24 protein-coding genes and 1 pseudogene are annotated in these 23,361 nt (G+C 65.3%); 13 read left to right on the top strand and 12 right to left on the bottom strand.

The genetic code is table 11. The features are described from left to right. Window positions 1–378 (top strand): hypothetical protein, encoded by a 378-nt coding sequence (locus EXQ71_02215; GenBank protein ID MSO86318.1) that lies wholly within the window; start codon window positions 1–3, stop codon window positions 376–378. A gap of 683 nt (window positions 379–1,061) precedes the next feature. Here the strand turns inward: EXQ71_02215 and EXQ71_02210 are convergent. Next, window positions 1,062–1,436: a hypothetical protein gene (locus EXQ71_02210; GenBank protein MSO86317.1), complete on the bottom strand. Its 375-nt coding sequence runs from the start codon at window positions 1,434–1,436 to the stop codon at window positions 1,062–1,064. Window positions 1,437–1,469: 33 nt separating this feature from the next. Between EXQ71_02210 and EXQ71_02205 the strand changes: the two genes are divergently transcribed. After that, entirely contained in the window at window positions 1,470–1,673 is a 204-nt protein-coding gene (locus tag EXQ71_02205; protein MSO86316.1) for a hypothetical protein, read from the top strand. A 486-nt stretch (window positions 1,674–2,159) separates the two neighbouring features. Here EXQ71_02205 and EXQ71_02200 read toward each other — a convergent pair. Beyond that, a pseudogene (locus EXQ71_02200) lies at window positions 2,160–2,303 on the bottom strand (IS6 family transposase). A 293-nt stretch (window positions 2,304–2,596) separates the two neighbouring features. On the opposite strand from EXQ71_02200, the gene EXQ71_02195 reads away from it, so the two are divergent. Beyond that, window positions 2,597–3,031: a hypothetical protein gene (locus EXQ71_02195; protein MSO86315.1), complete on the top strand. Its 435-nt coding sequence runs from the start codon at window positions 2,597–2,599 to the stop codon at window positions 3,029–3,031. Between the two features lie 455 nt (window positions 3,032–3,486). On the opposite strand, the gene EXQ71_02190 is transcribed toward EXQ71_02195, so the two are convergent. Beyond that, window positions 3,487–3,906 (bottom strand): hypothetical protein, encoded by a 420-nt coding sequence (locus EXQ71_02190; protein MSO86314.1) that lies wholly within the window; start codon window positions 3,904–3,906, stop codon window positions 3,487–3,489. Between the two features lie 72 nt (window positions 3,907–3,978). Between EXQ71_02190 and EXQ71_02185 the strand changes: the two genes are divergently transcribed. The 3 genes from EXQ71_02185 (at window position 3,979) to EXQ71_02175 (ending at window position 7,795) form a co-directional block, all read left to right on the top strand. After that, a complete protein-coding gene (locus EXQ71_02185; GenBank protein ID MSO86313.1) occupies window positions 3,979–6,510 on the top strand; it encodes an EAL domain-containing protein in 2,532 nt (843 codons plus the stop codon). Window positions 6,511–6,593: 83 nt separating this feature from the next. Continuing rightward, window positions 6,594–7,160 carry a fasciclin domain-containing protein gene (locus EXQ71_02180; protein MSO86312.1) on the top strand — a complete coding sequence of 189 codons (567 nt, stop codon included), beginning with the start codon at window positions 6,594–6,596 and terminating at the stop codon, window positions 7,158–7,160. Window positions 7,161–7,330: 170 nt separating this feature from the next. Further along, the gene (locus EXQ71_02175; protein ID MSO86311.1) at window positions 7,331–7,795 is read left to right on the top strand and encodes a polyketide cyclase; all 465 of its coding nucleotides are present in this window, start codon (window positions 7,331–7,333) and stop codon (window positions 7,793–7,795) included. Here the strand turns inward: EXQ71_02175 and EXQ71_02170 are convergent. Next, a complete protein-coding gene (locus tag EXQ71_02170) occupies window positions 7,792–8,070 on the bottom strand; it encodes a hypothetical protein (GenBank protein MSO86310.1) in 279 nt (92 codons plus the stop codon). The two genes, EXQ71_02175 and EXQ71_02170, sit on opposite strands and share 4 nt — an antisense overlap. A gap of 42 nt (window positions 8,071–8,112) precedes the next feature. Then, window positions 8,113–8,829 (bottom strand): crotonase/enoyl-CoA hydratase family protein, encoded by a 717-nt coding sequence (locus EXQ71_02165; protein ID MSO86309.1) that lies wholly within the window; start codon window positions 8,827–8,829, stop codon window positions 8,113–8,115. Between the two features lie 107 nt (window positions 8,830–8,936). On the opposite strand from EXQ71_02165, the gene EXQ71_02160 reads away from it, so the two are divergent. Then, window positions 8,937–9,920, top strand: a complete 984-nt coding sequence (locus EXQ71_02160) for an ATP-binding cassette domain-containing protein (protein ID MSO86308.1) — start codon at window positions 8,937–8,939, stop codon at window positions 9,918–9,920. 2 nt (window positions 9,921–9,922) lie between these two features. Next, window positions 9,923–10,738: an ABC transporter permease gene (locus tag EXQ71_02155; protein ID MSO86307.1), complete on the top strand. Its 816-nt coding sequence runs from the start codon at window positions 9,923–9,925 to the stop codon at window positions 10,736–10,738. A gap of 7 nt (window positions 10,739–10,745) precedes the next feature. On the opposite strand, the gene EXQ71_02150 is transcribed toward EXQ71_02155, so the two are convergent. Further along, entirely contained in the window at window positions 10,746–11,570 is an 825-nt protein-coding gene (locus EXQ71_02150; GenBank protein MSO86306.1) for a DUF3097 family protein, read from the bottom strand. A gap of 80 nt (window positions 11,571–11,650) precedes the next feature. Between EXQ71_02150 and EXQ71_02145 the strand changes: the two genes are divergently transcribed. Beyond that, window positions 11,651–13,462 carry an ABC-F family ATP-binding cassette domain-containing protein gene (locus EXQ71_02145; GenBank protein ID MSO86305.1) on the top strand — a complete coding sequence of 604 codons (1,812 nt, stop codon included), beginning with the start codon at window positions 11,651–11,653 and terminating at the stop codon, window positions 13,460–13,462. Window positions 13,463–13,696: 234 nt separating this feature from the next. Here the strand turns inward: EXQ71_02145 and EXQ71_02140 are convergent, their stop codons facing one another. Both EXQ71_02140 and EXQ71_02135 read right to left on the bottom strand, forming a co-directional pair. Then, window positions 13,697–13,972: a hypothetical protein gene (locus tag EXQ71_02140; GenBank protein ID MSO86304.1), complete on the bottom strand. Its 276-nt coding sequence runs from the start codon at window positions 13,970–13,972 to the stop codon at window positions 13,697–13,699. A gap of 16 nt (window positions 13,973–13,988) precedes the next feature. Next, window positions 13,989–14,765 (bottom strand): enoyl-CoA hydratase/isomerase family protein, encoded by a 777-nt coding sequence (locus EXQ71_02135; protein MSO86303.1) that lies wholly within the window; start codon window positions 14,763–14,765, stop codon window positions 13,989–13,991. 81 nt (window positions 14,766–14,846) lie between these two features. Between EXQ71_02135 and EXQ71_02130 the strand changes: the two genes are divergently transcribed. Then, the gene (locus tag EXQ71_02130) at window positions 14,847–15,470 is read left to right on the top strand and encodes a hypothetical protein (protein MSO86302.1); all 624 of its coding nucleotides are present in this window, start codon (window positions 14,847–14,849) and stop codon (window positions 15,468–15,470) included. Window positions 15,471–15,473: 3 nt separating this feature from the next. Here EXQ71_02130 and dxs read toward each other — a convergent pair whose 3' ends face one another. The 3 genes from dxs to EXQ71_02115 all read right to left on the bottom strand — a co-directional run bounded on the left by dxs (window position 15,474) and on the right by EXQ71_02115 (window position 19,235). Further along, complete coding sequence (dxs, locus tag EXQ71_02125) at window positions 15,474–17,318, bottom strand: 1-deoxy-D-xylulose-5-phosphate synthase (protein ID MSO86301.1); 1,845 nt, start codon at window positions 17,316–17,318, stop codon at window positions 15,474–15,476. Window positions 17,319–17,379: 61 nt separating this feature from the next. Further along, window positions 17,380–18,666: an inositol phosphorylceramide synthase gene (locus EXQ71_02120; GenBank protein MSO86300.1), complete on the bottom strand. Its 1,287-nt coding sequence runs from the start codon at window positions 18,664–18,666 to the stop codon at window positions 17,380–17,382. Continuing rightward, window positions 18,258–19,235 carry a flippase-like domain-containing protein gene (locus EXQ71_02115; GenBank protein ID MSO86299.1) on the bottom strand — a complete coding sequence of 326 codons (978 nt, stop codon included), beginning with the start codon at window positions 19,233–19,235 and terminating at the stop codon, window positions 18,258–18,260. The genes EXQ71_02120 and EXQ71_02115 overlap by 409 nt, the downstream gene beginning before the upstream one ends. Window positions 19,236–19,402: 167 nt before the next feature. Here EXQ71_02115 and EXQ71_02110 point away from each other — a divergent pair, with 167 nt between their 5' ends. Beyond that, a complete protein-coding gene (locus EXQ71_02110; GenBank protein MSO86298.1) occupies window positions 19,403–20,197 on the top strand; it encodes a hypothetical protein in 795 nt (264 codons plus the stop codon). Here the strand turns inward: EXQ71_02110 and EXQ71_02105 are convergent. Next, the gene (locus EXQ71_02105) at window positions 20,194–20,571 is read right to left on the bottom strand and encodes a thioesterase (GenBank protein MSO86297.1); all 378 of its coding nucleotides are present in this window, start codon (window positions 20,569–20,571) and stop codon (window positions 20,194–20,196) included. The two genes, EXQ71_02110 and EXQ71_02105, sit on opposite strands and share 4 nt — an antisense overlap. Before the next feature lie 48 nt (window positions 20,572–20,619). Between EXQ71_02105 and EXQ71_02100 the strand changes: the two genes are divergently transcribed. Further along, window positions 20,620–22,008, top strand: a complete 1,389-nt coding sequence (locus EXQ71_02100) for a TldD/PmbA family protein (GenBank protein ID MSO86296.1) — start codon at window positions 20,620–20,622, stop codon at window positions 22,006–22,008. Beyond that, window positions 22,008–23,360, top strand: coding sequence for a TldD/PmbA family protein (locus tag EXQ71_02095; GenBank protein ID MSO86295.1), 1,353 nt, complete (start codon window positions 22,008–22,010; stop codon window positions 23,358–23,360). The genes EXQ71_02100 and EXQ71_02095 overlap by 1 nt, the downstream gene beginning before the upstream one ends. Window position 23,361: the final 1 nt, after the last annotated feature.

Here is a 23,361-nt window from a genome sequence, read left to right as displayed (position 1 = left end):
GTGACCCGCTGGTCATCGGGCTGGACAAATCACACGGACTGGCTAAGTGGTGTGAGTGCGTGCGCCGTCGCTCTCTACTGGGAGCACGTCGGCTATCGAACCCGCCAGCATGTTACGACGGTGACCTACAGTCGAAGCGGGCCCTGGTGGCAAGCCATCATCCGTATCGAAACCAAAGAGATGGAGTCCAGCTACAAGGTCGGCACCTGTATCGGCTACGGGGCGTTCAGCAAGGTCTTCAACACTTGGACCATGCACGGCCAGATGGGGACGAGCCTCGTTGACGTCGGCTACTACATCAAGTACAGCTACCATATGTCACGTCGAGTCTCCCTCTATACTTTCTTGCTTTTGATGAGTGCCGAAGGGCTTCGATAGTGCGGGACCACACGCCCTATCGAACCGTGGTATTGGCGGTATCTGTGGCCGTGAGCGTTCTCTTCAACATTCTTGCTCACGACGGGTACCAGAGTGGTTTCGCGCGAGTCGTAAACATAGCGTTAGGCGCTTTTGGGTTGTATGTGATTGCCGAAACGATACGGGCTCTCCGATCTCGTCATCGAACGTAAATCAAGTCTGGCACCGCTCTTTGCACGGTCAGTTACCCACAGCCGACGCGGCTGACCGGCTCTGACCGGCTCTGACGGCTACCGCGGGTACTCAGTTGCTGGGGCTAGCGGTTGGCGATGTGCTGATTCTCACGCAAGGCGATGGCACGTATCGCAGCACACCTGGGGCTCGGCTGAACAAGATCGAGCCCCGTAGGGCAAAGGATCGAGGCAAATCCGACTGCGGGCATATCTGCCGATCACGGCAGCATCTCGGGCAGAGTGGGTGTGGGTGCCGGAAACTCGTGTCGTGGCTGGTCATGCAGCGTTTCGGTACTCGTGGATGAGCCCGTCGCAGCGGGCGGTTCGGGTGACCTGGCGGAGTTGACGGGAGGACTCGTCGTGTAGCGCTTCGTGGGCGTGGACAGCTGCCGCTTCCTCGATCCCGCCATCACTTCGGCGGAGTACGTCCTCCGGTACGGCTGAGCTGCTGGTGCGAGCGTGACTAGTTCGTCAGGCCTCGCTGCTACTTGACCCGCGGTCGGTCCTCGCATGGCGGTCCGAGCGCTGGCAGTTGGGCACGGCTTGGAGCGCCTGCATGAGGAGCGCGGCCATCGCGTCAGCGAGCCAGAGTTCGGTGTCGGCGAGGGTTTCTGCCGCCTCGTCCTCGTTCTCCTGCGCGTTCCGGCGAGCAAGGCGCAGGCGTGTCGTCTCGTCCTCGTTCCACCGGATTAGGCGAAGGATCACATCGCGGTCCGGCCCGCAGATCCTGACCACGCACTGGTCATCGAGCACCTCAGGAGCGACGGCCTGTAGGTGACGGAGCAGGGGAAGACGTTCGGGCGCTGGCTCGCTTCGTTCCTCGGGGACTGCAGGCTTCGCCTCCACCATGCACGCCTCGGTGATCTCTGGCCATGGTGGGTGTATGCCGGCAAGGCGAAGATCCAGCGCTGGATACCAGCGCTGCCCTTCAGCAAAGACATCGACCGCGACGAGCGCCTCACCCGCCTGCGGGGGATGTACCGGCTCGCATTCGGACAGCCGCGACAAGAGGAGCTCCTCGAACTGTTCGACGGCTCTAACGATTTCACCCCCCTCGACCTGCGACCCCCAGCCGCCTCATGACGGGGATCACGATCGAGACACCACCACTGCTTTTACCCAGGCGCAGCGACGAATCCTCTGGCACGCTTCGGCGACGACGGGGTGGTCGGTGTCCTATGGGGCCGACCGTCGCCGGAGGACGTGGAGTTGCACTTCGGTCTCGGGGCATGGCCGGTTCGCCTTCTTGGTCCCGGCGCGTAGGTCCTCAAGGGTGGACATGATCGAGGGGTAGTCGTGGCCTTGGCGGGCGAGCAGGCTGCCGATGACGGTCCCGGTGCGTCCGACGCCTCCCCAGCAGTGGACGTAGACCCCTCCGCGCTGCTTCTGCTCGCCGATGAGCTCGAGGATCGGGTCGTACTCGTCGTCGGTGAGGACTCCGAGGTCGGGGATCCTCACGTTGATGTGCAGGAGATCGAGTTGCCGGGCGGTCGCTGCTTCTGTGATCACGGGTGCGTACGGTTCGAGCGGGTCGTTGGGTGTGGTGAGGTCGATGAACGTGCGGATTCCCGCGTCGACCAGCAGTGGCGTGAAGCGCTGCACCCACCGGAACAGAGTCACGTGATCGACCTCGACTCCGCGCTCCGCCAGCAGCTCCTCGACGTCGCGATAGGACAGGCCGTATCGGAGGTACCAGCGCACCGCCAACAGGATGACCTCGGGCGGGAGGCGGAACCCCGCGAACGCTCATGAAGCCGACACGCACTGCGGGGAAGATCAGCGACGACCCATCACCGCAGTCTCGTCTCCACCCAACGCGAACCGCCAACGCAACAGTGTCGCCGGGGGTCTGTCCCTCGATCGTGTCGACCTGGTTGGTGTCGGTGATGGTGATCTGGCGGCAGGTGTGCCGCAGTGGGCGGTGGCGGAGCGGATGACCGACCCGTGCGCTCCTCATTGCACCTAAGCTTCGGCACGAGGCGTTCCCGCCTACTAGCCTGCGCCTCATGCGCCTCATGCGCCGCCGTCAGGACAGCGTGCGAGCGGCCGCGCCGAGGCAGTGGGAGACCGCGGCTACGAGCGTGGCCCGACTCCACCGGCGGCTCGTTGTGGCGGTCGATGCCGCCGATGAAGCGGTCCGGGATCTACGGAACGCCCGCTGCCCCTGCGATCGCCTCGACGAGGCTGCTACTGGGCTCCGCTCACAGGCGGTCTTCCTCACCGCCCACCTCGTGGTCGCCAGCCGCTTGCCCCTACGGAAGCGTCAGTGGGCTCTGCGTCCGATCCGGAACCAGGTCGACGACATCGAATGGCTGGGCGCTCGGATCGGCAGGTCCGCGATCGAAGCAAGGGGCGGCGGGACCGTCGCCGCCGGGCTGGCCGACATCACCGAGCGCCTCGCGAGCCTCGAGCACAGTCGAAGGCTCTTGGCCGGCGACTAGGGCGAGGCGCGCAAGCCGGCCGTCGCACCGTTTGCACCAGTGGGACGTTGTGGCATTTCTGCTTGAAGATCAGCCGCGGAAATGCCAAGGATCTTTGCGGCCGTGGTGAAGTCGCCATTTGGAGATTGGTCGAGTGCGTCGTGAAGCTCGTGGACAGTTATGCCCAGTTTTGCTGCTGTCTCAGTAAGGTCTGGCGCTCCACCGTTGGGTGGGCCTTGACCGTTTCCAGGACCACCGCCTTGTGCATCGGTAGTTGTTTCCAGTTCACCTTTCAGGCACGTAAGCACAGAGTTCTTCGAAGGATCGTTGGCGTGATAGTGGTAGCCGAGCCCAGGTGTTGAGTGTCCACCGCAATCGTCGAACGAAGCAATCGTGTGCTCACCAAGAATCGCGCTGACCGGTAACGCTGGCCATTCTTCGACGCCCTAGCCCAGGCGGACAGAATCCTGAGGCGGCTACTCGAATTCAGTTCCGGTGGCCCCGAGGTTTGTAGCGTTTTCGGAAACGGTCCGCTGCACAGTCTCGCTGAATCCGTCGGTTTTGTTGGCGCGAATCTCTAAGACGAGTTCGACTTCAGTTCCTAGGTGCTCGACGACGTTCTTGAATATCTCGCCAAGTTCTTTGATCCCACGAACGGTGTCGAGTTGGAACCGTGAGTAGAACCCGGTCGCACTCGAGGGTGTAACTCCGCCGCTGACATCACCGGGCTTGCCCGGTGATGTGGGCGTGCCTGCGGGAGTCTCTGGGTCATCACCACCGATCGCTCGCCGGTATGGAACGAGTTGCCCCATCGCCTGGTCGCCGCCTGTGATGGGTTGGAGGTTTCCGATGGGGTCGGGGGTTGCCGCCGACGACCCAGGTGCGGCAAATGTCACCGCCAGAAACTGGAAAATAGGTAAATTGGCCTAGACGATGCACTAATATTGCGGGATGGGAAAGGCCCTACGATGAGGGAAAAGGAGCCGACCCTCTCGTCTCGCATGCCCGATGTGCTGGACGATGCGGCATTGATCCGGGTGCTGGCTGGCCTGCCAGAGGCCATCGTGGTGATTGCCGCCAACGGCGACGTTCTGTGGGGAAATCAGGCGGCCGGGCGGATGTTCGGCCACTCGCTGGCCTCGGTCGCCGGTCTTTCAGCGTTCGACCTCTTGCACCCCGACGACCTCGATTTCGCCCTTTTGGCACTGCAGACTGTGCAGGAAAAGGAGATGGGGAGTCCGGTCGAGGTGAGGCTGCGCAATGCCAGTGGATGGTTTTTGTCAGAAATCGTCGGTTCGCCCCTCCACGGATTGGTGGAGGGCGGAGTGGTGCTGAGCATTCGCGACATCACTGAACGGCGCAAACATGAACTCGCGATTGACGACACGGCCAAGTTTCGGTCGTTGGTGCACAACGCCGCCAGTCTGATGATGCTGGTGTCACCCGATGGGTGTGTCGATGCCGTGTCGGGTGCGTTGGCGCGTTGGTTGGGCCACGATCCCGATGCTGTGATGGGTCACCCTCTTTCTGATCTTGTTGTTCCGGCCGACCATGCGGTTCTTCGCAACGCTCTGACCGAGGCCAAGGAAGGTTTGCCGGGTGCGGGATCTGCTCCTATCGCAACCCTTCGGCTCCGCAGTACGAGCACTGATGAACCCTCTCGCTTTCAACTGACGTTCGTGAACCTGCTCGAGGATCCCACCGTGGGGGCGTTCGTGGTCTCTGGTCACGATGTCTCGTCCCGCTTCGCCGCGGAGCTCGAACTCCGCAACACGCTGTCGGTGCTCAGCGCCACCTTAGACGCCACCGGCGACGGCATTTTGGTGGTGGACAAAAACGGTGCCGTGACCAATGTGAACCGCCGCTTCGCCGAAGTTTGGCACTTACCCGAGGATTACCCCATATTAGGAACCGAAACCACCGGCGCTGACTCGGCGACGGTTCAGCACTTGCTCGATCAGGTGGTGGACCCCGTCGCGTTCCTCAACACCGGCATCGAAGCCTCGGCGAAACCCGACATGCACACGGCGACCATGGTTCATTTTATTGACGGGCGAGTGTTCGACAGCTTTTCCCAGCCCCAGTTCATTGATGGCCAGATCGTAGGACGGGTGTGGTGCTTCCGTGAGGCGACTGAGCGCATCCGCCTCGAGGGGCAACTCATGCACCAGGCCCTGCATGATCCGCTCACGGGTTTAGCCAACAAGAACCTTTTTGGAGACCGGGTTGCGCACGGCCTGGAGCGCTGGGATCGATCTACGGGCAGCCTGGCCGTCCTCTTCCTCGACATTGATGATTTTAAAACGGTCAACGACAGCCTTGGACACGGGGCCGGTGATCGCCTCCTGATCGCGGTGACCGAACGCCTTGATCAGTGTGTTCGGGTCGCGGATACCGTGGCCCGGATTGGCGGCGACGAGTTTGCTGTGCTGGTGGAGAATGCCGGTGGCGAAGCCGAGGTCAAGTTGTTGGCCGATCGAATACTGGGGGCCTTCAAACGCGTCTTTACGATCAGGTCGGCCAACGATGACGGTACGGCGCAGTCGGTTTCGGCCAGCGTGAGCATCGGTGTCTCCTTCGCGACGCCGGGGATAACCGGCGATCAGATTCTGCGCAACGCCGACCTTGCCATGTACACCGCCAAGCGCAATGGCAAGGGCCGTTCTGAGATATTCGTCCCAACGATGCACGCCAGCGCGTTAAGCCGTTTGGAGAAAGATGCCGCCCTGCGTATTGCGGTTGATCAGGGGGAGTTCAGGCCGCGGTATCAACCCATCGTGGAGCTGGCCTCGGGGCGGATCGTGGCTGTCGAGGCACTGGCACGGTGGCAGCATCCCGTGCGCGGTGAGCTCCAACCGGCCGACTTCCTCGGGTTGGCGCGAGAGACGGGCCTCATCGCCGACATCAGCTACCAAATCCTGGACCAAGCGATCGCCGACCTGCGGGGTTGGCAGCAGGCCGACCTCGGAGGACCGGCCTTCGCCGTCAGCGTAAACGTATCGTCCCTGCAACTCATTGGTGATGGATTGGCGAGCCGGGTCACCGCTTCCCTGGAGGAGAATGGCGTCCATGCCGACCAGTTGATCCTCGAAATCACTGAGAGCGAGATCATGGTCGATACCGAAAGCGCCATCAAAACCCTGACCAAGTTGCACGACATCGGCGTGAGGATCGCCATCGACGACTTTGGAACCGGATATTCGTCGCTTGCGTACCTGCAGCGATTGCCGGTGGACATTCTCAAGATCGACAAGTCCTTCGTGGACGAGATCACGGCCGATGTCTCTCAGGCGGGTCTCGTTGAGGCCATCATCCGCATGGCCCAGACGTTGGGCCTGCCCACCATCGCCGAGGGCGTGGAGCACAACGAGCAGCGGCAGAGATTGGCGGAGATGGGCTGTGACCTCGCCCAGGGCTTCTACTTCGCCACTCCTGTATCGTTCGAAGCCATCTCGGCCTATCTCGGCCGGGAGATGCCCTCGCTTCCCTTGGAGGTGTAGAGAGCGAGCGGATTGGGGAGGTCATCCGACCGGGGTTTGGCTCCGTATAGGAAGACACCCCTAGTTCAAGGAGCAATACCAACATGCGAATCTCATCCGTACCCCGTGGCGTGGTAGCCCTCGGCATCGTGGCGGCTCTTGGCCTCACGGCCGCGGCATGCAGCAGCGACGACAGCAGCGAGGCAGAAAGCACCACCCCGACCACCGAAGCCCCCATGGAGGCTGGCACGATTGTGGAGGTGGCTGCCGGGACTGAGGACTTCTCTACGCTCGTCGCCGCCGTCGAGGCAGCCGGTTTGGTCGAGACGCTCAGCGGTCCCGGTCCCTTTACTGTCTTTGCGCCCACCAACGCGGCCTTCGAAGCCTTGCCTGCCGGTACCGTCGATTCCCTTCTCGAGCCGGCCAACAAGGACCAGCTCACTTCAATCCTCACCTACCACGTAGTTTCGGGCAAGGTGCTGGCCGCCGATCTCAAAGATGGCCAGAAGGTAAAGACGGTCCAGGGTGAAGAACTCACCGTGGGCGTGTCGGACAAAGGGGTCACGGTAACCGACGCTTCCGGCAAGACCTACAAGGTCTTGGTGGCCGATGTTGAAGCCAGCAACGGCGTCATTCACGGTATCGATGGTGTACTGATCCCCACCAAGTAACTCCGCCCACCCGGGCTTAGTTGCCGATAATCACTCCCCCAGTGGGGCGGCCCCAGTGGCCGTCCCACTGTCGCGCCCGACCAACCGCGTCGGTCGATGGATCGCCACGCGGAGCCGAGGCTGGGCACCCCAATGAGAGCGATCGGAGGTTCAGGTGGCACCCTGGGGCCATGACGATTGAGCGACTAGAAGTGACACGGACCATCGCCGCTCCCCCGGAGGCCATCTTTACGCTGGTGTCGGATCCTGATGGTCACGTGGCGATCGATAGCTCGGGAATGCTCCAGGGGGCCACCGGTGCTCCGGTCGCCAAGGTGGGCGACACCTTCGTGGTGCACATGGATCGTGAGGCGTTGAACGATCACCCGATGGGCAAGTACGACGTGACGGTGTCGATCACGACCTACGAGCCGAATCGCGAGATCGCTTGGACGATCCTGGGCCAACTGCGACCGCAAATCGGGCACATCTACGGCTACACGCTCTCCCCGGTGGAGAACGGCACCCTGGTCACGTCGTACTACGACTGGTCAGACATTGACGACGCCTGGCGCCAGGCCGACATTTTCCCGATCATTGCCGAATCCACCCTGCGGGCCACGCTGGGCATTCTCGACCGCACGGTCACCCGTTAGCCCAGCCCCACCGACCCGTACGTGCTGCAGAGCCCGGCGGCGTTGATGAGCGCAAAAGCGACCACGAGCAGATACACGACGCGGCGCCGACCCGGAGAATGATGGCGGCGACCTCCGGCGGAGGGTGGCATGTACCAGTCGGGGAGTGGGCCCGGCAATGGGCTGGCGGGAGCCAAGGTCCACAGGCTCACGGCATCGTCGGGCACGACAGTGTCGGGATCGGCGGCGAGGGCCTGCTGCGCGAGTTCGTGATCGGAGATGAGGCTTCGGTCCACCTGAACCAGGCTAGGACCAGTGGTGCTCTGAGGGACGCTCGCTCAGACTTGCGGGGTGGTCATAGCGACCATGTCGTCGTCGAGCCGGTCGAGGACGCGGTCGATCATCGCCTGGTGCAGTGCGAGCTTTGTGTGGCTGTACGCCCGGGCCGAGAAGGTGCCGAGCCTCCGGGCCTCGTCGATGGCCTCGCTCTCGACGTCGGCCGCTGGCACGACGCGGTCGAGATAGCCGGCCGCCACGGCACCGGCGCTGTCATACATTTCGGCTTGTACGGCGCTGCGGATCAGATGGGCGGCGGAGAGTCGCGCCTGGGCCAACTCCACGGCGTAGTGGGGGAGTCCCATGCCGATGGCCGTCTCGTTGAGCCCAAGTTTGGCGGGCCCGTCGCTGCCGATACGCGTGTCACACGCCAAGGTGAGCAGGGCACCGGCGGCGATGGCGTGGCCGGTGACACCCACCACGACAGCCTGGGGGTGTCCGTAGATGCGCATGAGGAGACGGCCCCCGGCACCCACGAGGGCCTGAGCATGGTCAACGCCGGCGGTCATCTCGACCAGATCGAATCCCGCCGACAGCTTTCCGGGGCGTCCGATGATCGCCACGGCGGTGGCTTCAGCCAGGGCTCTGTCGAGCCCGGTGTGGAGGAGTTCGATCACTCGGTGGCTCACGACGTTGACCTTGCCATCGTCGATGCGTAGGACGGCCACATCGTCGTCGATGGTGCAGGTGACAGGTTCGGTGCTGGAGGTTTCGGCCATGGGAGGGAACGGTACCTGGGGAGCGAAGCCCCGTTCATTTCCGCCGCCGACGAGGTTGGGCAGGAGGGTCTGATCTCAGGTACTTGTTGATAACGTCCATCCAGGTAATGACGGCCCCTAGTTCTCCCGCAGCTATCCAGGCCACTGGCCTCGTCCGGCGCTTCGGCGACTTCACCGCCGTGGACGGAGTGGATCTGGATGTCCAGACGGGTGAAATCTACGGGTTCCTCGGCCCCAACGGAGCCGGCAAGTCCACCGCTGTGCGCATGCTCTGCACCCTCCTCGCCCCCAACGGCGGATCGGCCACCGTGGCGGGCTTCGATGTAGAGACAGAGCCCGAGGAGGTGCGCTTCCGCATCGGGGTGGCTCTGCAGGATGCCGCCCTCGATCCCCAGCAGACGGGGATGGAACTCCTTCGCCTCCAGGGTCGGCTCTACGGGCTGAACAAGCAGGATGTGGTGGCCCGACTCGATGAACTCAGCACCCTCGTAGACATCGGCGACGCCCTCAATCGACGCATCGGCACCTATTCCGGCGGCATGAAGCGTCGGTTGGACCTGGCGGCGGCCCTCGTGCACAACCCCCAGGTTCTCTTTCTCGACGAGCCCACCACGGGCCTCGATCCGGCGAGTCGGCTGAAGGTGTGGGAGGAAGTGCGTCGGCTGAACGACAACCTGGGCATGACGATCTTTCTCACCACTCAGTACCTCGAGGAAGCCGACGAGTTGGCCGACCGGGTGGGGATCATTGCGGCCGGAAAAATCGTGGCCGAGGGAACTCCGGAGGCGTTGAAGCGTTCCATCGGTGACGACGTGATCGTGGTTCGCATCGAGGGCGATGCCACCGTCGCCAAGGCGGCGGTGGCGGTGGTAGACGGCGTGACCTCCACTGAGATACACGGCGATGAACTCACCGTTGCCGCCGTGGACGGTGCCGCCATCGTGAGCCCGGTGGCGGTGGCTCTCAGTGCCAGCGGGGTGAAGGTGAAGGAACTCACCCTGCGCACCCCCACGCTCGACGATGTGTTTCTTGAGATCACCGGTAACCGCATCGGCGTGGCCGATGCCGACAACGAGGACGAGATCCAGTGACGGTGCTCACGCCCCCTGATGCCCCGCAACAAACCCATGTCATTCGGGCGCGCAAGGCGGGCTTCGTTGCCGACACCGCCAGCGTGGCTGGTCGGGCGCTGCGCGGGATCCCGCGCGAGCCAGCCACCATCATCCCCGCGCTGTTCATCCCGTTGTTCTTCTTTATCGTGAATGTTGGGGCCCTGCAGGACTTCAGCGAGCAGGGTATTCCTGGCTTCGATTACAAGGCCTTCCAACTTCCCGTGGCGATCATCTTCGCGGTGACCGGGGTGTCGCGGGCCAGCACGCTGGTGACCGACATTCAGGGCGGCTACTTCGATCGGCTGGTCCTTACTCCGGTGCGGCGGCTGTCGCTGCTGCTGGGTTTGATGGTGTCGGACTTCGCGCTGGTGTGCGCGTTGTGTATCCCCGTACTGATTTTGGGTTCCGTGGTGGGTGTCCGCTTCGAAACCGGCTTCTTGGGAATTCTGGTGTTCATCGTGATGGCAGGCCTCTGGGGCCTCGTGTTCACCGGGTTCCCCTACGCCATCGCTCTCAAGACCGGCAACCCTCAGGCCGTGGCCTCGAGCTTCATCATCTTCTTCCCGTTTGCCTTTCTCACCACCTCGATGCTGCCGCGGGAGGCGCTGACCGGATGGCTCGACACGGTGGCGGGGTACAACCCGGTGACCTATGTGCTGGCTGGTCTGCGTTCCCTCGAGACCGAGGGATGGGTGTGGGCCACGCTTGGTCAGGCCCTCGCGGCCATCGCCATCGTGGGAGTGCTCAGCATGTCGCTGTGTTTTGCGGCGCTGCGGGGCCGCATCCGCCGGGGTTGAGTAGATCTCAGGGAACTTCGCCGCCCTCGTCGTCACTGGTCACGAAGTCGATGAGTTGCTCCACCGCGCCCACCAGCGTGGGATCAAGGTCGGCGTAGGTCTGTACCTGGCCGAGCAGATGCCGCCAGAACTCCCCGGACGATTCGGGGCGACCCAGGGCCGCCAGCACGCCGGTTTTCCAATCGGTGCCCTTGGGTACGGTGGGCCAGGCCGGGATGCCGGCAACCTCGGGCCGTATGGCGGCCCAGACGTCTACGAAGGGTGTTCCGGTAACGAGCACGTGGGGATGGCGAACCTCTGCCGCCGACCGGCTTTCTTTGGAACCGGCGACGAGGTGGTCGAGGAGCACCCCAATGCGCTGGCCGGGTCCGGGTCGATGGTGGGCGATCACGGCGGTGAGGTCGTCCATGCCGTCGAGTCGTTCAACCACGACGCCCACCTCGCGGAGGTCATCGCCCCACACTTTTTCCACCAGTTCGGCGTCGTGGATCCCTTCCACGAGGATGCGGCTCGCCCGGGCCACTCGGGCCGGGGTGCGTCCTTGGTGGATGGACCCCGACGCCGTAAGGGCCGTAGCCGGGGTGCGGGATGGAGAGGGGGCCACGAGCGTGCACGGTGCTCCGTCGATGAGGAAGCCGCCGGGCTGAGTGCGCAGCGGCCGATCCTGGCCGTGTCGATCGCGCAGGGTCACCATCTGGTCGTTGAAGGTCTGGATCGATCCCACCACACCACTGGCGCGGTGCTCCACCACTAGGCCCGGGCGTGCTTCCACGCGTCGGTAGGTGACGGCACGGTGGCGGGGTCCGTCGATGTCGATGGGGTCGGAGAGGATCCCGTCGCGTGGCACCCGAGGACCGTAGCGATTCTCGGCGGGGCGCCGGGGGATCGTGGCACGAAGGTGGTGGGCGGGGCATGGTCTGCGAGAATCAAGGGGTGATCCTCGTCGATGTAACCGGCGTGGCCGTGAGTCGTCCGGGCAAGGCGCTGTTCGACGGACTCTCCGTGACGGTGTCTTCGGGCGATCGCCTCGGCGTGGTGGGGATCAACGGGGGCGGCAAGTCCACGCTGCTCAAGGTGCTGGCCGGAACCCGGGAACCCGAAGCGGGCACGGTGCGGCGGGGCCGGGGGGCGCGTGTGTCGGTGCTCGACCAGGATGCCCCGCTTCCGCCCGGCACGGTGGGGGAGGCCGTGGGAGCGGGCTGGGAGGCCGCCTCGATTCTCGACCGTCTGGGCATGGTGGATGCGCTGGAGGTGGATGTGTCCACGCTTTCAGGGGGGCAGGTGAAGCGGGTCGCGCTGGCCCGTGCCCTGCTGGCGGTGGGCGGTCCGCGTGGGCAGGCCGACGAGGGCGACCTGCTTATCCTCGACGAGCCCACCAATCACCTCGATCTCGACGGTATCGCCTGGTTGGAGGAATGGCTGGCGCGATTCCCCGGCGGTTTATTGCTCGTCACCCACGATCGCCATGTCCTCGACCGGGTGACCACCAGCGTGCTGGAACTCGATCGCGGGAAGGCCTTCGTGCATGCTGGTGGCTATCAAGGATGGCTCGATGGGCGCGCCGAGCGGGCCTTGCAGTCTGAAGGGGCCGAGACGAAGCGGCGGAATCTGGCGCGGGCGGAACTGGCCTGGCTCCGACGGGGTGCTCCGGCCCGCACGAGTAAACCCCAGGCGCGGGTGGCCGCCGCTACGGCTTTGGTCTCGGCTCGTCCCGAAGCGGCGGCCCGCCCGGGGGATCTTCCCTTGCACTTCGACACACCGCGTCTCGGCGACCAGGTGGTTGAGCTCCATGGGGTGGGCGACGGTTACGGCGATCGTTGGCTGTTCCGAGGCCTGGATTTGGCGCTCGACCCGCGGGAACGGCTCGGCATCGTGGGTCCTAACGGGGCCGGTAAGTCCACGCTGGCGGAGGTGCTCGCCGGTCGCCGTGAGCCACGCGAGGGCCGGGTGGTGCAGGGCTCCACGGTACGTATGGCCGTCTATGACCAGACCGGCGCGTCGCTTGATCCGACCCTGCGAGTGCGCGAAGCGGTGGCCGGACCCCGCCAGCCGGACTGGAGTGATGCTCGCCTGCTGGAATCGTTCTGGTTTGAAGACGACGCCCAATGGGCGCCGATCGGGCTGCTGTCGGGCGGTGAGCGTCGCCGGGTGCAACTCCTGCTGGCGTTGGCCCAGAAACCAAATGTGCTGGTGCTCGACGAGCCCACCAACGATCTCGATCTCGACACCTTGCGGGCGCTGGAGGACTTTCTCGAGGATTGGCCCGGCGCCCTCATCGTGATCAGCCATGATCGAGCCTTTCTTGAGCGCACCGTGGCCGACGTCGTGGTGCTCGACGGCGCCGGGGGCGCCGGTCGTCGGCCCGGCGGGTACGCCGCCTGGGATGCGGAACGCCGGGCCCGGGTGGGGGGACGCATCGCCCCGTCGGTCACCGCCATGGCTTCGCCGCCGTCAGTGGGGCGGTCGCCATCGGTGCGTCCGGCCAAGGTAAAGGCGGGTCGCTCCCACGCCACCCTGCGGGCCCTGCTGCGTGACGATGAGAAGGAACTCGCTCGCTTGGACCGAGCCCGGGCCCGTCTCGAGCTCGCCGTGGGCGAGGCCGCCCACGCCCATGACCACGTGGCGCTGGCGGCCCTGGGGGCAGAGTTGGCGATCGTGCAGGAGAGCGTGGCGGCGGCCGAGCAGCGATGGCTCGAAGTGAGCGAGGAACTCGAGTCCCGGTAGTGAGAAGGCCGGGGAACGGATACGGCCGAGCCCCGCCCGCCGGGACTCGGCCGAAACCTGCTGTGGTTGCCGTTCGGCATCAAGCCGAGTGACTCCCTCCGGTATCCGTTCTCTAAGGACCACTATGACCGCTTATAGTGGTGATCTCTAGAGTCGTTTGGACCATTTATGGGCCAGAGGCACTCATAAGAAACGCTTAGCGTGTTCAAATGGGGGAGGGGGTGGTCCGGAGTGTCAGCGGTGCCGGATTGGCCAACTCCTCCTGGCGGCATCCTGGGCCTGCCCCGCCCGGTTCTTCATCGCCTCGAGAAGGTGTTGCGCCCACAGGAACTCGGTAGCCAGCAACGCCAGACCGGCCAAAATCGCCAGCAGACCAGGCCCCGGCAGGACGAGCATGATGGCGCCGCCCACCAACAGGGCCACACCGATGAGCAACAGCGCCGTGCGTTTGGCCCCGCGAATGATGAAGACGAAGACATCGCTGATTGAGTGCCTAGACGACGCCGACATGCCCTCAGGCTAGGAGTCAGTGGCCCCGAAATAGCGGCGGGCGCTGCTCCACGAAACTGGTGATGCCCTCGTGGAAGTCCTTCGTGGCGAACAGCAGCATCGTCTGAAGCAGCACGTGATGGCTGTGGCTGGCGAAGTCCTCGGTCTGGCCGTGACGGAACAAGCGCTTCATTGCCTGGATGGCCAGCGGGGCATTGGCGGCAATCTCCCCAGCCCATTCGTGGGCCAGAGGGAGCAGTTCGGCGTCGGGCACCGCCCGATTCACCAGGCCGATCCGCTCCGCCTCGGTTGCGCTGAGATCGCGCCCGAGATACGAGATCTCGGCGGCCTTGGCCCATCCGAGCAAACGGGGCAGGTACCAGGTGCCACCCGATTCGGGCACGATGCCTCGCTTGGCGAAGCCCGGCAGGAGTTTGGCGCTGTCGGCGATCAGCCGTAGGTCGGCACCGAGGGCGAGATCGAGCCCGTAGCCGGCGGCGGCACCATTGAGCGCCGCGATCACCGGGGTATCCATCTCCTGCAGGATTACCGTGGGCAGGTTGCGGGTCTGCAGCGGGCCACTGGGTCCGCCGCCCCCACCGATGCCGGTGCCGGCCATAGCGTCTTTGATGTCGAGGCCGGCGCAGAACCCTTTACCGGCACCCGTGAGGATCACCACCCGTACCTCTGGATCGGCCTCGGCGGCGCTGAAGTGTTGGCCGAGTAGATCGAGCATGCCCATGGAGATGGCGTTGCGCCGGTGGGGCCGATTGAGCGTGATGGTGGCGATCTGGTCGGCCACGTCGTAGAGCACGACGGGCCCGTGGCCCTCGTTGGGAACGGTGGCGGAGGTGGCAGATGTGTTGGTCACGACTCCATTCGTTAGCCTGACCCCATGGTCGACGCCACTCCACCCACCGATTTGGTGGTATTCACCGTTACGCCCGAGGCGGTCGAACGCATTTTGGAATTGCGAGCGGCTGAGGACGATCCGGGCGGTTTGGCGCTACGGGTAGAGATCACCGGCACCAGTGGGGTCGAATACGCGTACGACCTCACCTTCGATCCGATCGCCGACGCCGACGATGCCGACGTGCAATACCACCAGGCCGGTCTCCCAGTGATCGTGCCGGCGGGTTCGATCGAGCAACTCACCGGCGCCACCCTTGACCTCCCGGCCAATGGCGGCCCCGGGCTGGTGCTCCGGAACCCGAATCGACCCGACCCGCTCTCGGGCAAGCACCTCGAACTCACCGGTTCGATCGCCGAACAGGTGGAACAGCTCCTCCAGGAGCAGATCAATCCCTCCCTCGCCGCTCACGGCGGGTTTGCTGAACTCAAAGGCGTAGACAACACCGTCGTCTACGTCACGATGGGCGGCGGTTGCCAGGGTTGTGCGGTATCAGCGATGACCTTGCGGGATGGCATTGCCCGCTCCATCCAGGAGTCGATTCCTGAGGTCACCGAGGTCATCGACACCACCGACCACACCGCCGGCGAGAACCCCTTCTACTCGTAACCTCTACGGGCGCAGAGCGGCCACGAGGGCGCGGGCTTCGGCCTCCAGGCCGACGGCATCGAGGCCGAGGTGGGCGAGGATGTCATCGGCTTTGGCGTGCTCGATGAACTCAGTGGGGGTGCCGAGCACCCGCACGACCGGCGCTCCGCCCACGGTCTGCTGCGAGATGGCGCCAGCAATCATGGCCCCTACGCCGCCCTCGCGAATCCCGTCCTCAATGGTGATCACCACGGGGTGATCGCGGGCGCTGGCGAGCATGGCGGGGTCGAGCGGCACCACTCGCACGTCCCAGACGGTGGCGTCGATGCCATCGGCGGCGAGGGCTTCGGCGGCGGCTTCGGCGGCGGCGAGCATCTTGCCCACCGCCAGGATGCACAGATCGCGACCCTCACGCACGAGGCGGCCGGTGAGACCTGCGCCCACCTGATCGGGCGACACCGACGGGGCGGCCGTTTTGGCCCAGCGGATGGTGGCGGGGCCGGTACAAAGTTCGAGGGCATCGTGCAGCATCACCCCAACTTCCTGGTACGAGGAGGGGGCGAACAGCGTCATGCCGGGCACCTTGGTCACGAGTGCCATGTCCAAGATGCCGTGGTGGGAGGGCCCATCGTCGCCGGTGATACCGGCACGATCCAGGCAGAACACGACGGGCTGGCCATGCAGGCCCACGTCGTAGGTGACCTGATCGATGGCCCGGGTGAGGAAGGTGGCGTAGAGCGCTACCACGGGGCGCAAACCGCCCATCGCCATGCCGGCGGCCGAGGTGACGGCATGTTGTTCGGCGATCCCCACGTCGATGAGTCGCTCGGGGAACCGTTGCCCGAAGGGCAGCAGGCCAGTGGAGTCGGGCATGGCGGCGGTGATGGCAACGAGTTCGGGACGGTTCTCGGCTTCCTTGATGATCGCCTCGCTGAAGGCGGCGGTGTAACTGCCGGGCTTGAGGCCGCCGGTGTCGTGGAGGCGCTTGATCTCGTCGTTCTCGGCGGGGGCATGCCCGCGGCCCTTCTGCGTGAGGACATGGACAACGATGGGCCCGTCGTACTCGGTGGCGTTCCGCAGGGCTTTCTCCACGCCTTCGATGTCGTGCCCGTCGAAGGGGCCGGTGTAGCGCACCCCGAGGTTCTCGAAGAAGGCGGGGGGCTCGAACATCTCCCGCATGGCGGCCGCCACTCCGTCGAGGCTTTTTTCCAGTTGGTGGCCCACCACGGGCATGTCGTGCAGGAGCCGGTCGAGGCGGCCGCGGTTGCGGAGATAGGTGGGGTTGAGGCGCAATCGCGCCAGGCTGTCGCCCAACTTCGACACCGTGGGGGCATAGGAGCGGCCGTTGTCGTTGAGGACGATAATGGCCTTCTTGCCCGAGTGGCCGAGGTTGTTGAGGCCTTCGAAAGCCATCCCGCCGGTGAGCGCGCCGTCGCCGATGACCGCCACGATGCGGCGTCCCTGGCCCACCTCGTGTTCTTGCGCTACCGCGAGGCCATGGGCGTAACTGATCACGGTGGAGGCGTGGCTGTTCTCGATCCAGTCGTGCTCGGATTCGGCCCGCGATGGGTAGCCCGACAGGCCGCCAGCCTGACGAAGGGTGGCGAAATCACCGGCGCGACCGGTGAGCATTTTATGGACGTAGGCCTGGTGACCGGTGTCCCAGAGCAGGATGTCGCGGGGGGAGTCGAAGACGCGGTGCAGCGCCAGGGTGAGTTCCACGGCCCCAAGGTTGGAGCCGAGGTGGCCGTGGCCGGCTTGGGCCACCGAGTCCACGATGTGCTGGCGGATTTCTTGGGCGAGGACGACGAGTTGGGCGGGTGTGAGCCTCTGCAGGTCGCTGGGACCACTGATTGAGTCAAGGAGCATGGGCTTGTGTGGGCTCCGAGGAAGAGGGAACGGCGGCTCTGGTTGGCCACGGGCTCCCAGGCTACTCCCCAGCGGCCGCTTTGGGATCATGGCGAGCCCGAGTGAAGCTTCGGGCCAGTGCGTAGCCCACCGCCAGGCACACCAGTCCGCCCACGCCATCGATCCAGTAGTGGTTGGCGGTAAGCAGGATGCACAGCAGCGTGACGGCGGGGTAGAGGCCCACCAGGATCTTGCTGGAGCGACGTCGCATGAGCGGCACGAGGGCGAGGGCAACCCATACCGACCAGCCGATGTGCATGCTCGGCATGGCGGCGTACTGGTTGGACACCTCTTTCATGCCCTCGTTGCCAAAGGAAATCCACCCGCCGTAGAGCTCGATGGTGTCGACGTAGCCGTACTGGTCGCAGTTGGCGGCGGTCACTTCGGCGGCGTACTGCTGGCACCCTCCAAAGGCGCCGCGGTCGTCGAGTAAGCGAGGTGGCATGAGTGAGTAGGCGGCGAATCCGATGACGGCGATACAGGTGGTGAAGGCCAGGGTGTTGCGCAGCAGTCGATGGCGTAGCGGATCGTGGCGGAACACCCACACGAAGGCGATGATCGTGATCAGGAAGTGGGCCAGGCCGTAGTAGACGTTCCACAGCCGGATGAGGCCCTGGGCGGGGAGACGGAGGTACCACTGCTGCAGACTGGGTTCGAAATAGAGATGGAGCGCCTGTTCCAGCCCGATGATGTCTAGGGCGTGTTCGAAGGCCGGGCCGGGGTCACCGCTAGCGGAGCCGAACTGGTTCCGCACGACGGAGTACAAGCCGTAGACGACCCCCACCACCAGCAACTCTTTCCACCATCGCAGCCCGGCCCGCCGATCGATGGGCCCCGGATCGAGCGGGGGATCCCAAACCTCGGAGTTGCTCACGCGCCAAGAACTAGCACGGGTGGGGTTCAGGATGGGGCAACGGGTGTCGGGGTTGCTCGGTGACTGCCAGCGGCGAAGGACGGTGCCCCGAGGAAACTCACCCCGAGGCTCAGCAGGTACAGCAGTAGGCCCAGCGCGATGGCATCTTGGGTAGACACGCCCAGCGGGGTGAGGAAGAGGACGAAGGCGGCTTCTCGCACCCCGAGCCCGGAAATGCCGATGGGGAGGACCTGCGCGATGGCCACTGCCGGGAAGAACGCCAGCAGGGCTGTGAACCCGGCGGGCTGCACGCCCAGGGCCCGGGCGGCGGCGACGGCGGCGAGGACGAGGACGAGTTGATAGGCGAAGCCCACCACCAGGACATGGGCGGCCGCCCCGGGCTGATGTCGGAGACGATCGAGACCGAGGTGTAAGGCGGCTGCGAATCGCCGCCATCCTTCCCGAGCTCCGAAGCGACCGCCGATTCGATCGCTCGCCACGGCCGCTAGCACGACGGCAAGAGTGGTGAGGGTGAGAAACGACAGGGCGAGGGCAACTTGGGTGGCGCGCCCGAGGTGACGGAGGGCGGGGTTCAACAGGAATCCGGCCACGCTGATGATGGGGAGTACGAGCCAGCCGGTGAGCCGTTCGAGCACCACCGAAGCGAACGAACTGGGGGCCTCGCCGGTGTCGTTCGACAGGCGATTGACCCGCAACACATCGCCCCCGATGGTGGTGGGCAGCACGTTGGCTACAAACTGACCGGCCAGATAATGCGACACCAGGCGGCGCAGGCCCGCGCTCAGACCGAGGACATCGAGCACCCGTTGCCAGCGCAACGCCGACAGCACCAACGCCGCCAGGGTCAAGACGGCGGCGAGCAGAAGCCAGAGGCCGGAACCTATGGTGAATTCGGGGAGGACGTTGCTCCAGGTGATCTTGGGTACCCGCCAGATCAACACGGCCAGCATGGCGCCGCTGATGGAGAGACGCAGGAGCAGAGCAAGGCCATGTCTGCGGTTCATCGATCTCCTCCCCTTAGGTAGCGGCTCTCATAACGGTACGGGGCTTTCATAACATTACTGGGGTCTTCCCTCCTCGCGCTGGCCTAGTTAGGGTAGGGAGGAGACCGATTCGGCGGCGACTGTCATCCCGCCCTGCCCAACCCTGCCATTGGCTCGGGGAGATGCTCATGTCCGGTTCTGTCTTGCGGGTCCTGTCGGCCCCGCTGATATTGCTACTAGCCGCCTGCTCTCATGATGTCGACGGCCCGTCGGCGATCTCGCCCATCGCCGAGGTGCGGGCGGCTGGCGCCGCCGTGGTTGATGCGGCCACCGGGCGTTGGGAGTCGACCATCACGATCGGCGATGCCAGCGATGAGCTCATGATCCACGGCACCGGCGCCTTTGATTCCCGAACGGGCCGCACCTCCTTCTCCCTTGATTTCAGCGGCCTGGCGGCGCTGGCGGGTGGTGGTGAGGCTCGTGCCCCCGAACTCGCCGACGCCTCCTTCGAGGTGATCGTTGTCGCTGATGTCACCTATGTCCGATCGCCGTTGTTCGACGGCCTGGTCAATGCCGACGGTGGATGGTGGTCGCTTCCGTCGGCAGTTCCCGGTGGGTTCGAGAACCTCGTCGGGCTTCCGCCCGAGGGGCTCATCAACCCGCAACAGTGGCTCGACGAGCTCCAGGCGGTGGGCGAGGTAGCGGTGGCGGGTCAGGAACTCATTCGGGGGGTGCCCACCACGCAATACCGCGTCGTGGCGGCTCCCTCCCCCGAAGGGGCCCCGGATGAGGGTGCCATGGATGTCTGGATCGACGACAACGGGTTGCCGCGCCGTCTGGAGATCATTGCGGTCGAGGCGGGCGACCCGCCCTCTATGAGGATCGTGATGGAAATCTTCGATTACGGCGAACCGGTGAACATCTCGCCACCCCGACCCGAAGACGTGACACCGCTCGGTGCCGGATGGGGCCTGCCGGGCTAGCGCGCTTGTTCGAGGAAGTGGACGGTCTCAACCACCACACGGGTGACCTTGCCGGCGGCCACCAGGCCGCAGTGGTCGCTCACCGCCACCGTGAAGGTAAGACGACGGCCCTCCACGTTGGCCAGGGTGGCTTCCGCCGTGACGGAGGATCCCACGTTGATGGGCGCGAGGTGGTCGATCTGCACGCGCATGCTCACCGTGGTCTGGCCCGGTGCGAGTTGCTCGGCGAGCGACGCCACCGCGGCCTCTTCGGCTAGGGCCACCACCCGGGGGGTTCCGAGCACGTCCACGGCACCAGACTTCAGCGCGAGCGCAGTATCGGCAGCGGTCACCAGCAACGTGGCGCGGCCGTGGAGGCCGGGACTCAGGGGCACATGGTTACGATACGCCGGAACCCGACCAACCAGCCAAGAGGAGCCGTGGTGATCGATCACGACGTTATTCGCCAGACCCTGAGCACGGCGTTGCGCACGGGCGGGGATTTTGCCGAGATTTTTGTGGAGGACAAGGTCTCCTCGAATGCACTGTTCGACGACGGCAAGGTGGAGAACCTCAGTTCCGGCCGGGACCGCGGGGCGGGGATCCGGGTGATCGTGGGCGAGACCACCGGCTTCGCCCATACCGCCGATCTTTCGGTGGCCGGGTTGGCCGAAGCCGCCGGCGCGGCGGGGGCGGCGGCCCTCTCCGGTGGTGGTGGCGTGCAGGAGATCGCCTTCACCCGCCAACCAGCGCCGCGTCCCAACGAGATCGAAATCCTCCCCGAAGAGGTGGCGAAGGCCCGCAAGGTGGAGTTGCTGCGCCGGGCCAACGACGCTGCCCGAGGGGCGGGAGGCTCCATCACCCAGGTCACCGCCCGTTACGGCGACAGTCGACGACGCATCCTCGTGGCCAACAGCGATGGTCTGCTTACCGAGGACGACCAAGTGCGCACGCTGTTCACGGTGATGGCAGTGGCCTCGGGTGACACCGGGATGCAGACCGGCTATCAGTCCATGGGACGCACGATCGGCTTCGAACTGTTTGACCGCTTCGATGTTGAAGATCTGGCCCGAGAGGCCGCCGAGCGTGCCCTGCTGAAATTGGCGGCCCGGCCCGCTCCGTCGGGCACGATGCCGGTGGTCATGGGGCCCGGCGGTGGGGGAGTGCTGTTCCACGAGGCGTGTGGGCATGGCCTCGAGGCCGACCTGGTGGCCAAAGGGGCCTCGGTGTTCGCGGGACGCGTGGGCGAACGGGTGGCCGACCCACGCATCACCCTGGTGGACGACGGCACCATGGCCGAGGAATGGGGTGCGTTGGCCATCGACGACGAAGGTTCGCTGGGCTCCCGCAATGTCTTGATCGAGGACGGCATTCTCACCGACTACATGTGGGATCTGCTGCGGTCTCGTAAGGAGGGCCGTCCTCGCTCGGGCAACGGTCGCCGCCAGAGTTACAAGCATCTCCCGATGGTGCGGATGACCAATACCTATGTGCTCGCCGGGCCCGATGATCCCGCCCAGATCGTGGCCGACACCCCCTCGGGGGTGTACGTGGCGCACCTCGGCGGTGGCCAGGTGAACACGGCAACCGGCGATTTCGTCTTCGGGATGACCGAGGCGTATCTGATCGAGGACGGCAAGATCACCGAACCGATCCGTGAGGGCAATCTCATCGGCAATGGCCCCGCGGTGCTGTCGACCATCGATGCCGTGGGGCACGATTTCGCCATGGGCAGCCCCGGCATGTGCGGCAAAGACGGCCAGGGCGTGCCGGTGGGCGATGGCATCCCCACCATGCGAGTACCGGCCCTCACCATCGGCGGCACGGCCTGATGGCCCCGGAGCAACCTGACCTGCTCGCGGTAGCCGTGCGGATCGCGGAGATGGCCGGACCCGCCGAGCAGGTGGAGGCCTATGTGGCCCGCGGCACCAGCACCTCGGTGAAGGCGTACGGCGGTGAGGTGGAGAGCCTCACTCAGGCCAGTTCGGCGGGCGTGGGGGTGCGGGTCATCGTGGACCATCGCGAGGGCTTCGCCTACGCGGGCACGCTCGATGAATCGGCGGTGCTCGACGCGTTGACCGAGGCGCGCGACAACGCTCAGTTTGGCGAGCCCGACGAGTTCAACGCGCTGGCGGAGCCCGATGGCACCGCGCCGGCGAACCTCGATTTGTGGCCGGCGGGCCTCGAGCACGTTCCCACCGCCGACAAGGTGGCGATGGCGCTCGAGTTGGAGCGGGCCGCCACCAGCCGCGACGAGCGGGTGCGTTCGGTGCGGGTGGCGATGTTCGCCGATGCCCGCGGTGAAGGTGCGGTAGCCACCAGCACCGGGATTCGGGCTTGGGGCCGGGCCGGCAACTGTCATCTCGCCGTGCAGGCTCTAGCCGTACGCGACGGCGAGACGCAGATTGCCGCTGGTCTTTCGGTGGGTCGTGAGGTGGGGGATTTGTCCGTGGATGAAGCGGCCGATGACGCCATCTTGCGGGCCACTCGCCTCCTCGGCGCCACCAAGCCGGCCACCCAACGGATCACTCTGGTGCTGGAGCCGCGGATGACAGCCACCATCTTGGGGTTGGTAGGTGGGATGTTGAACGGCGGCGCGGTGCTGAAGGGCCGATCCCCCTTCGCCGGGCGGGTGGGCGAACTGATCGCCTCCCCATTGCTGACCTTTGTCGACGATCCTACCGACCCCCGTTCGCTCGGCGCCGAGATTCACGATGGTGAGGGTCTGGCCTGCCGCCGCAATGAACTGGTCGTGAACGGTGTGCTGGAGGGGTTCCTGCACAACAGTTACACCGGTCGGCGCAGCGGCACGGCCTCCACCGGTTCTGCCCAACGCGGCATCTCCTCTACCCCGGGCGTGGGGGCCGGCGCCCTGGCCGTGGCTCCGGGGGTGGGCACCCACGACGAGGTGCTGGGGGCCATCGAACACGGGTTGTTCGTCACCTCCATGGCGGGCCTTCACTCCGGGGTCAATCCGGTGTCGGGCGATTTCTCGGTGGGGGTTGAGGGGCTCATGGTGAAGGGCGGCGAGTTGGCCGAGCCCATTCGCGAGGCCACCATTGCCTCCACCCTGCAGCGTCTCTTACTCGACATCTCGGCGGTGGGGGCCGACCTCGAATGGCTGCCCGACGGCAGCGGTGGGGTCACGTTGGTGATTCCCGATATCGCCTTGTCGGGCACCTGAT

This window comes from Acidimicrobiia bacterium (genome assembly GCA_009694375.1).
In the GTDB taxonomy this organism is placed as follows: domain Bacteria; phylum Actinomycetota; class Acidimicrobiia; order Acidimicrobiales; family VFJN01; genus VFJN01.
The sequence above is the reverse complement of the archived record's forward strand: the minus strand, read 5'-3'. Positions and strand labels throughout refer to the sequence as shown.

Excerpts from the sequence above, each read along its gene's own strand:
- EXQ71_02195 (MSO86315.1), top strand. The coding sequence starts at position 2,597 with ATGCGCCTCATGCGCCGCCGTCAGGACAGCGTGCGAGCGGCCGCGCCG.
- EXQ71_02185 (MSO86313.1), top strand. The coding sequence starts at position 3,979 with ATGAGGGAAAAGGAGCCGACCCTCTCGTCTCGCATGCCCGATGTGCTG.
- EXQ71_02180 (MSO86312.1), top strand. The coding sequence starts at position 6,594 with ATGCGAATCTCATCCGTACCCCGTGGCGTGGTAGCCCTCGGCATCGTG.
- EXQ71_02175 (MSO86311.1), top strand. The coding sequence starts at position 7,331 with ATGACGATTGAGCGACTAGAAGTGACACGGACCATCGCCGCTCCCCCG.
- EXQ71_02165 (MSO86309.1), bottom strand. The coding sequence starts at position 8,829 with ATGGCCGAAACCTCCAGCACCGAACCTGTCACCTGCACCATCGACGAC.
- EXQ71_02160 (MSO86308.1), top strand. The coding sequence starts at position 8,937 with ATGACGGCCCCTAGTTCTCCCGCAGCTATCCAGGCCACTGGCCTCGTC.
- EXQ71_02145 (MSO86305.1), top strand. The coding sequence starts at position 11,651 with ATGGTCTGCGAGAATCAAGGGGTGATCCTCGTCGATGTAACCGGCGTG.
- EXQ71_02140 (MSO86304.1), bottom strand. The coding sequence starts at position 13,972 with ATGTCGGCGTCGTCTAGGCACTCAATCAGCGATGTCTTCGTCTTCATC.
- EXQ71_02130 (MSO86302.1), top strand. The coding sequence starts at position 14,847 with ATGGTCGACGCCACTCCACCCACCGATTTGGTGGTATTCACCGTTACG.
- dxs (MSO86301.1), bottom strand. The coding sequence starts at position 17,318 with ATGCTCCTTGACTCAATCAGTGGTCCCAGCGACCTGCAGAGGCTCACA.
- EXQ71_02120 (MSO86300.1), bottom strand. The coding sequence starts at position 18,666 with ATGGCGGCGATTCGCAGCCGCCTTACACCTCGGTCTCGATCGTCTCCG.
- EXQ71_02115 (MSO86299.1), bottom strand. The coding sequence starts at position 19,235 with ATGAACCGCAGACATGGCCTTGCTCTGCTCCTGCGTCTCTCCATCAGC.
- EXQ71_02110 (MSO86298.1), top strand. The coding sequence starts at position 19,403 with ATGTCCGGTTCTGTCTTGCGGGTCCTGTCGGCCCCGCTGATATTGCTA.
- EXQ71_02095 (MSO86295.1), top strand. The coding sequence starts at position 22,008 with ATGGCCCCGGAGCAACCTGACCTGCTCGCGGTAGCCGTGCGGATCGCG.